We start from the raw sequence: 7,668 nt of genomic DNA, 5'->3' as shown, positions 1-7,668 counted from the left end.
CGCGCGGCCTCGTGCCGCCGCCGGCCGGTGCGCTGCTCCGGCGCACGGTCGGGTTCGACGACGCGCGACGCACGCGCGTCGCGCATCGGGCAAACCATCGGCGAGGCGACTCATGAGCGTCGACTTCGCCTGGTTCCTGCCGACCAACGGCGACGGTCCGCATCTCGCCAACAGCGGCCTGCCTCGCCCGCCGACCTTCATGCAGGACTATCGGCCGCCCACGCCCGAATATCTCCGCGGCGTCGCCCGCGCGGCCGAGGCCGCCTGCTTCGACAGCCTGCTGCTGCCGATGGCCGCAGGTTTCGAGGATCCGTGGCTCGTCAGTGCGCAGCTCGCGGGCGCAACGCGCCGTATCGCGTTGATCGTGACATTTCGACCCGGCCTCGAGCAGCCCGAACAGGTCGCGCGCAAGGCGGCCACCCTGCAGCACATGAGCGGTGCTCGACTGCGCCTGTTCGCGGTAAATGGCTCGAGCGCTCACGAGCAGCGCGCGCTCGGCGATTTTCTCGATCACGACGCGCGCTACCAGCGCACGTCCGAATACCTGCGGGTACTGCGGCGTCTGTGGCAGGGCACCGGCCACTCCGTCGCCGGGCGTTACTACATGCTGAACCCCGCGCATGCTGGCGTACCGCTCGCGACTCCGCCCGCGCTCTATCTCGGCGGAGCGTCGACGCTCGCCGAGCAGGTGGCCGCGAGCCAGGCCGATACCTACCTGCTGTGGGGCGAGCCGCCCGACGCGGTGCGGGAGCGCATCGCGCGGTTGCGCGCACAGGCCGCGATGCGCGGCCGCCAACTCCGCTTCGGGCTGCGCGTACACGTGATCGCGCGGCCGACCGAACGCGCCGCGTGGGCGCGCGCCGACGAGTTGCTGAGCGAGATTTCAGACCAGACCTATGTCGACGCGCAGCGCAAGCTCGCGACCTACGAATCGGTCGGCCAGCAACGCCAGACCGCGCTGAGCCGCGGCGCGCTGCGCTCGCTGCGCGAGCTGGAGATATATCCGAACCTGTGGGCCGGTGTCGGCCTGATCCGCGGCGGCGCGGGCACCGCGATCGTCGGCAGCTACGACCAGGTCGCGGTGCGCATCCACGAATACCGGACGCTCGGCATCGAGCGCTTCCTGCTGTCGTCCTATCCGAATCTGGAGGAAGCGGCACGCGTGGGTGAGCACGTATTGCCGCGCGTGCGCATGCTGCTGGCACGCACCAGCCTGTCGTGACGTGCCGGGCGGGAAGCCAGCCCCGCCGCCGATTCCCGTGACGGGTCAGTCGTCGAACGCGAGATCCGGGCGCGGCTCGCTGAGCAACCCGTGGCGCGCGAGCAGCGTACGCATCGTGTTGCGCGTGACACCGAGCAGCGCGGCCGTGCGCACCTGACTGAACCGGCAATGCTCGAACGCCTGGCAGACGACCAGTTCCTCAATGTCGCGCAGCAGGCTTTCGCCGGGCGCGCGAAACAGGCGGCGCACGCCCGCGCGGATGTCGTCCTGCGGCAACGTCGTCGCGGCAGCATCCGCTTGCGCATAGCCGGCGAGCGCCTCGGAGAACTTCAGGTGCTCCGGGCGGATCAGGTTGCCGTTCGACACGAGCAGCGCGAGATGCATGACGTTTTCCAGCTCGCGGATATTGCCGGGCCACGGATACGCGTGCAGCGCCTGGACCGTGCCCTCGGACAGCATCGGCTGCGGCCGCTTCAATTGCGCGCAGTAACGCCCGCGGAAATGCTCGGCGAGCGGCAGAATGTCTTGCGGCCGCTCACGCAGCGGCGGCAACCGGACCCGGGCGAGATTGATCCGGTAGAACAGGTCCATCCGGAAATTGCCGGCCAGCACGGCCTGCTCGAGATCCACGTTGGTCGCCGCGACGACGCGGACGTCGACCGGCCGCGCGCGCGTCGCGCCCACGCGCGTCACCTCGCCCTCCTGCAGTACGCGCAGCAGCTTCGCCTGCAGCGGCGGCGCGAGATCGCCGATTTCGTCGAGAAAGATCGTGCCCCCGTGCGCCTCCTCGAAATAGCCGACGCGGCGCCCCTGCGCCCCCGTGAACGCACCGGCCTCATGGCCGAACAGTTCGCTCTCCGCGAGCTGCTGGCTGATCGCGCCGCAGTTGACCGCGATGAATGCCCCGGAGCGGCCGCTGACATGGTGGATATGGCGCGCGACCAGTTCCTTGCCGGTACCCGTCTCGCCGAGGATCAGCGCGGGCGCGGCGCTGGGTCCGATCTGCTCGACGAAGCGCAGTACCGCACGCGACGCGGGATCGGCAAACACGAGCGCCTTCGCGCGCACCGAGAGGGGCCGATGCTCGCTTTCCGGCAGTGCAATGAGCGGAGGGGATTCTGTGCGGTTGTCCATGGTCCGGGCACGGGCGGACCGGTTGACGATACTGGCGTCCGCCCGAGGGTTTGATCTTAGTCAACCTCCGGCGCAAGCAAAATACCGATTGCTGGGATGCTTCGCTCCCACACGCAGATAATGAATCCCCGGTGTGACCCGTTGGGCGTTGCTGCCCGTCCAGCGCACGGTCGGTCAACCGACGAATCTCGCCTCCACGCCGCTTCGCACCACCAGGTCGAAACGTTCCGGTCGAATATGAAATACCGTGGATTCACACGTACGGCCGTCAGCCAGACGCGACGTGCGCCGCAACACCAGCAGCGGCGCCTGCTTGCCGGTCTTTAGCCGGACGGCGATATCGTCCGGCGCGGCCACAGCCGTCACCGACATGTCGGCGTCGGCAATGTGCCAGCCGAGCAACTGCTCAAGCAGTTCGTAAGTCGGCATGCTGTCAGCCTGCGCAAAAGCAACGTCACCTGCTTCGGGCAACAGGCAGGTTTGCGCAAGCGCGATCGGCTCGTCGTCGACCCAATGCAGGCGTTCGAGATAAATGCAGCGCGTGACGTCGGCAGCGAATACTTGCCGCAAGCCCGGCGGTACGTCGCACGCTTCCATGCGCAGCAATTCCATCCGTGCGCGTGCGCCCTGCCCGGCGATCGAATCGTGGAGACCGCGCAGCACGTCGAGCCGGTGCCGCAGCCGCTGCTTTGCTGCGAACGTGCCCTTGCCCTGCTTGCGCTCGACCACTCGCGCGTCGGTCAGCCGGTCGAGCGCGAGCCGGACGGTCACGCGACTCACCTGAAAACGCTCGCTCAATTGTGCCTCGGAGGGCAGCTTGCCGGTCGGCTCGTACGCTCCTTGCTCGATCTCGTCGCGCAGCGTCGTCGCGATCTGCTCGTAAAGCGACGTCGCGTCATCACGCAGCAGCGTCATCGAATATTCCTCTCCGTGCTCGGTCCGCGCTATGCGCGAATCCCGATTTCGATATGAAAAGCAATTGGATCGCTCTACTTGTATTAATACGTATTATGACATCTCGATAGACGATTGGACCTGCTGTCTCAGGGCCCGACGCACGGGGAGCATACCAGTGACTGAAAACGCAATCGGCACGCCGCCGCTCGACAGCACGCATGCCAGCCGGCCGCCACCGGCCGGATCGCCGGCGACGCGACACGCCGATCCGCACGCGACAGGCAGATCGCGTAGCGCGCACTGGCGTGCCGCGATCGGCTTCGCCGCCGCATGGATCGCGTTCTTCGCGATCGCGTGGTGGCTGCCTGCGCCCGCGCATCTGTCCGCCGAAGGCAAGGCGACGCTCGCTGTGGTCGCGTGGGTCGCGATCGTATGGATCACCGAGGCGATTCCCGTCGGCGTGAGCGGCATCCTGCTGCCGATGCTGCTCGTGCTGTCGCACGCGAGCCCGTCGTTTCCGAAGGCGGCCAGCGGCTTCGCCGCGCCGGTCGTGTTCCTGTGTCTCGCCGCATTCCTGTTCTCCGCGATCATGCAGGCGAGCGGGCTCGACCGCCGCATCGCGCTGCTCCTGCTCGACCGGCTGAAGGTGCGCACGGCCAACGGCGTGATCTGGGCGATGTTCGCGGTGAACTGCGTGATGGCGCTCGTCGTGCCGGCCGCGAACGCGCGGGCCGCTACGCTGCTGCCCGTCACGAACGGGATCGTCCGGCTGTTCGGCGAGTCGCCGCGCGAACGCGCCGCACGCAAGGCGATCGTGATCCAGACGCTCGTCTACGGCGCGATGATCAGCGGCATGTGCATCCTGACGGCCCACCTGCCGAACATGGTCGTGTCCGGGCTGCTCGAGAAGCAGCTCGGCATCCGGATCTCGTATCTGACGTGGCTCAAGCTCCAGTGGCCGTACCTCGGGATGTTCGCGATCACGCAGGCCTGGGTGCAGTTCCACTTCCGCTCGCGCGCCATCGCGATTCCCGGCGGCCCGGGCGCAATCGCGGCAATGCGCCGTGAGCAGCCGAGCGCGGCGCGCAACGACTGGGCCGTGCTCATGCTGTTCGCGGCCGTCGCCGTATTGTGGGCGACCGAGCCGCTGCATCACCTGCCGTCGGAAATCATCGCGCTGATCGCGCTGGCGCTGCTGTTCGCGCCCGGCGTGCTGCGCTTCGGCTGGGCTGAAGTCGAACAGCGCACGATCTGGGGCACGCTGTTCCTGCTGGCCGGCGCGCTGTCGCTGTCGTCGGCGATCAGCGCGTCGGGGCTCGCGAGCTGGGCCGCCGATCACATCTATGTCGCCGCGCACGGTCACGGCTGGTGGTTGGCGATCGCGATCGTGATGCTTGGTACGCACGTGATCCGCATCGGCATGCTGTCCAACGTCGCGGCCGTCACGATGATCGCGCCGATCGCGCTTGCGCTGGCGCCGCGCCTCGGGCTGCATCCAGTCGCCTTCACGATGCTCATCAGCGACACCGACAGCTTCGCTTACCTGCTGCCCACGCAGATTACCGCCGGCGTCATCGCGTATAGCAGCGGTGCGTTCTCGACGGCCGACTATGCGAAGGTCGGCGTGGTGTCCGTGCTGATCGCGATCGTCTACGGTCTCTGCGTGATTGCGCCGTGGTACGCGTACATGGGCATCCCCGTCTGGGACCCGAGCGCACCCTGGCCGTTCGCGCATTGAAGCACTCGATTTCCATCGCCGTTCCTTTTGGATTTACCATGACCGAAATCAACGACGCCCCCGATACCGTCGATGCCCGCGCCGCCGCCCTGCGCGATCGCCTGGGTCCGCACGTCGCACCCGAAGGCCTGTATGAACGCCACAAACGCCTGCCATTCGCCGGACGCGTGCGCTGCAACGTTGCACGGCTCGAAGCCGGCGCATGGAGCGAGATCGTGCTCGATTACGAAGTCGGCTCGTCGGGCATCGCCGACGGTGGCTGGCTGAAGGCCACCTTCAAGTTCTATTCGGATTGGGCACTCTTCCAGACGAGTGATCCGAGCGCCGCGAACTACATCAGTGCCGAATACCATGCTGCACCGCTCGTGCCGGGTCAGAGCCCGGCCACCGTGCAGGCGCTGAACGTGCGCTTCGACCAGAAGGGACACGAGCGGCCGTTCCAGAAGGCTGTGATCGTCGACATCGTCGACGGTTACGTGAATGCCGGCGACCGGATCGTGATCCGACTCGGCGATCGCCGTCGCGGCCCCGGCACACGCGTGCAGACTTTCGCCGAGGACAACTTCCGGTTCCGGCTCTACGTCGATCCGCTCGGCACGTCACGCTTCGTTGCCGTGCCCGGAGACATCTCGATCGACACCCGCGCCGGCGCACCGTCCGACGTATTGCTGAACGGCCCGCGCTTCGTGCGGCCCGGCACGAGCGCGCCGTTCCGGCTGTCGCTGCAGGACCGCTGGGGCAATGCGTGCCGAGACGCAGGGGGCACCGCACGCGTCGTCGCATACGACGTACGCGGCGAAGCCGTCTACCGACGCGAGCACGCGCTGCCCGATGCCGGGCTCGCGACCTGCGCGGTCGACGACCTGCCGGTCAATGCCGGCACGCTGCGCATCGTGGCCGAGATCCCCGCCAGCCCGGACGTGCGCGCGGCCGAAGCGCGGCTCACGATCGACGCGTCGCTGCCTGCACCCCGTTCGTTGTACGCCGACCTGCACGTCCACGCCCACGATACCGTCGGCACCAACAGCCCGGAGTACAACGCGCGCTACGCACGCGACATCGGCGGCATCGACGTGCTCGGCTATACGGCGAACGATTTCCAGATCACCGACGAGAACTGGCAACTCGGGGTGGATGCAGTCGAGCGCTTCAATGAACCAGGCCGCTTCGTCGTGTATCCGGTGCAGGAATGGTGCGGCAGTTCGACTGCGGGCGGCGACCACAACGTCGTCTTTCTCGGCGACGCGCGGCCGGATTTCCCGTACAACGCACGTGGCGAGCACAACCGCACGCTGGTCTGGAACGAGGACATGAAGGGCAATGCGGTCGAACTCGGTCGCTGGCCCGTCGAGGAACTGTGGGATGCGTATGCGGACGATGCGACGCATCATCTGGTGATGCCGCACGTGGGCGGCCGCCGCTATATCCCCGACTGGCACCATCCCGAGCTCGAACGGCTGGTCGAGATCGCGTCGTCGTGGGGGCACTTCGGTTGGCTTTACCAGGACGTAATCGCGCGCGGCTATCAGCTCGGCGTGGCGGCCAGCGGCGATGAGCATCGCGGCCGGCCCGGCGGTGGCGCGCCCGGCGTACAGGTGTTCGGCGTGCACGGCGGACTGACGGGTGTGCTCGCTCCGTTGCTCGACCGGAAGCACGTCGGCGAAGCACTGCGCGCACGCCGCACCTGGGCGACCACCGGCGAGCACAGTGCGCTGCTCGTGCGTTGCGGCGATCACTGGCAAGGCGATGCGTTTGCTCATCGCGGGCCGGCGCGGCTCGACTACCGGCTTTTCGGCCAGTCAGGCTGGGAATACGTCGCCGCATACGATCACGACGGCCTGCTGTGGGAACGCAACCTGCATGCGGAACTCGGCTATGCCGAACGCCTGATCCGTGTGCGCTGGGGCGGCGCGCGTATTCGCGACCGTTATCGCTGGGCCGCATGGCGCGGCCGGATTCGCATCGTCAACGGCACGATCCACCGTTTCGGATCGAACGGCTTCGAGCACGTCGAGGAGTCGGCATGGCGCACCGGTGCGACCGACGTCGAGTTCCGCAGCGACACCTACGGCGATGCGGACAGCATCGAGCTCGACATCGGCAATCTCCCCGCCGCGACTATCGTGGTCGAAGGCACGATCGACAGCTTCGCGAAGGTCGGCGATCCGCTGCAACGCAATCCGTTCGTCCACGCGCCCGAGTTCCGTTTCGAAATCAGCGGTGCGGAACTGCTCGCGCGCGGTACGGCGACGCATTCACTCGGCGGCACCGAACTGTTCGTCGCGATCGAACGGCTGACGGACCAGCCGCTGCCCGTCGATCTCGCAGGCAGCATCGAGGTTGCGCCCGGCAATGCATCATTCGGATATCGCCCCGTCTATTTCTTCGGGCGGCAGCGCAACGACAGCAAGGTGTGGTCGTCTGCGCAGTTCATCACGTTCGACTAAGGTGCTCCGACAACAAGGCGAGTTCACCTGGTTCCATCAGCAGACACGCTCGAAGTCCAGTAGTTCGAGCGTGCTCGCGACCTCTCCTCGCGACAGTGCGAACGCCTACTGGGTGATGGTCCCCGCAGTTCCGAGACTTCTGGTGGGGTTGCCGACATACAAAGCGGGAGCCCCGCTCGCAGGCGGTGCTGACACCTGAATCCGCCCAGACGCAGATGATCCAGGCCGCA

At 67.2% G+C, this 7,668-nt stretch carries 5 protein-coding genes; 3 read left to right on the top strand and 2 right to left on the bottom strand.

Going from position 1 to position 7,668, the window contains the following annotated elements; genetic code table 11:
- The first annotated feature begins 112 nt into the window (after positions 1-112).
- Positions 113-1,222: an LLM class flavin-dependent oxidoreductase gene (locus G3O06_RS14130; protein ID WP_205816419.1), complete on the top strand. Its 1,110-nt coding sequence runs from the start codon at positions 113-115 to the stop codon at positions 1,220-1,222.
- Positions 1,223-1,267: 45 nt separating this feature from the next.
- Here G3O06_RS14130 and G3O06_RS14125 read toward each other — a convergent pair whose 3' ends face one another.
- Complete coding sequence (locus tag G3O06_RS14125) at positions 1,268-2,356, bottom strand: sigma-54 dependent transcriptional regulator (protein ID WP_205816418.1); 1,089 nt, start codon at positions 2,354-2,356, stop codon at positions 1,268-1,270.
- A 174-nt stretch (positions 2,357-2,530) separates the two neighbouring features.
- Positions 2,531-3,271 (bottom strand): GntR family transcriptional regulator, encoded by a 741-nt coding sequence (locus tag G3O06_RS14120; RefSeq protein WP_205816417.1) that lies wholly within the window; start codon positions 3,269-3,271, stop codon positions 2,531-2,533.
- 157 nt (positions 3,272-3,428) lie between these two features.
- On the opposite strand from G3O06_RS14120, the gene G3O06_RS14115 reads away from it, so the two are divergent.
- Positions 3,429-4,991 (top strand): DASS family sodium-coupled anion symporter, encoded by a 1,563-nt coding sequence (locus G3O06_RS14115; RefSeq protein WP_346779518.1) that lies wholly within the window; start codon positions 3,429-3,431, stop codon positions 4,989-4,991.
- Positions 4,992-5,029: 38 nt separating this feature from the next.
- A complete protein-coding gene (locus tag G3O06_RS14110) occupies positions 5,030-7,438 on the top strand; it encodes a hypothetical protein (protein WP_205816416.1) in 2,409 nt (802 codons plus the stop codon).
- The last annotated feature ends 230 nt before the right edge of the window (positions 7,439-7,668 follow it).

The organism is Burkholderia sp. Ac-20345 (assembly GCF_017104825.1).
GTDB lineage: Bacteria > Pseudomonadota > Gammaproteobacteria > Burkholderiales > Burkholderiaceae > Burkholderia > Burkholderia lata_B.
The sequence above is the reverse complement of the archived record's forward strand: the minus strand, read 5'-3'. Positions and strand labels throughout refer to the sequence as shown.